General features: G+C 36.3%; 2 protein-coding genes. Both read right to left on the bottom strand.

Annotated features, from left to right (window positions below):
• Window positions 1–69: 69 nt before the first annotated feature.
• Window positions 70–729, bottom strand: a complete 660-nt coding sequence (locus FC814_RS22540) for a hypothetical protein (protein ID WP_301546391.1) — start codon at window positions 727–729, stop codon at window positions 70–72.
• 137 nt (window positions 730–866) lie between these two features.
• On the bottom strand, window positions 867–923 hold the full coding sequence (locus tag FC814_RS23860; protein ID WP_003032489.1) for an IS1 family transposase: 57 nt from the start codon (window positions 921–923) through the stop codon (window positions 867–869).
• Between the last annotated feature and the right edge of the window lies 1 nt (window position 924).

The following is a 924-nucleotide window of genomic DNA, read 5'->3' as shown; positions in this document are numbered from 1 at the left end:
TGATAGAAACAGAAGCCACTGGAGCACCTCAAAAACACCATCATACACTAAATCAGTAAGTTGGCAGCATCACCGTAAATCCATATCAATTTGTTTTATTTCTCTGGCAAAAGAAATATCTCGATAAGCAATAATAAAATCGGCAGCGGTATAAAATGGTGTAAATCTTAACACCCTGGAGCTTAATGGAGAGTATCCTCCAAGACCATCTTTTTTCTGTTTACTCCATTGATTGTAACTAAACCATGAGATAAATATTAATAGTATCACCAGTGATGCACATTGAACCTTAGTAGACACACACTTAACGCCCATGGGTATAGAAAAATAAGTCAGCAAGAAATAAACAACACATACTGGCATCCAGGATAGATATAACCCCGACATTGCTTTCACTTCAGACCAGTGGGTTTCCATGATACTCATTGCAAAGATAATATTAAATTCACTTTGATAAATTTGCCATGTACAAAGCGCGACTATAAAATTAATGGTCAATAATAGTGACACACTCAATGCGACTATTTTCCCAACAAATAATCGATAACACCCTGTCAAACACAGGATGATTAGCAAGTTGCAGATACCGACGCGCAGGATAACTCTCAATGGCTGTAAAAAATAAACAGGCCAAAGCTGGAGTAATACAGACACAAGTAGCAATGCGATGAAAATGTATTTTTTTGACTGCCGAGGATAAGCCGTTATCGATGGTAATACGAAAGACATAGAACCCTGATCCATTTATTATATGAATATATATTTAAAAATTAATCCCATTAAAATATATTATCAGCAGATGATTGATTTTTACCCGCAAGCATTTATTTAACAGATGAATATCGCCAGCCGGTAATGACTCCAACTTATTGATAGTGTTTTATGTTCAGATAATGCCCGATGACTTTGTCATGCAGCTCCACC

Origin of the sequence: Escherichia sp. MR (assembly GCF_005280595.1) — a bacterium.
GTDB lineage: Bacteria > Pseudomonadota > Gammaproteobacteria > Enterobacterales > Enterobacteriaceae > Escherichia > Escherichia ruysiae.
The sequence above is the reverse complement of the archived record's forward strand: the minus strand, read 5'-3'. Positions and strand labels throughout refer to the sequence as shown.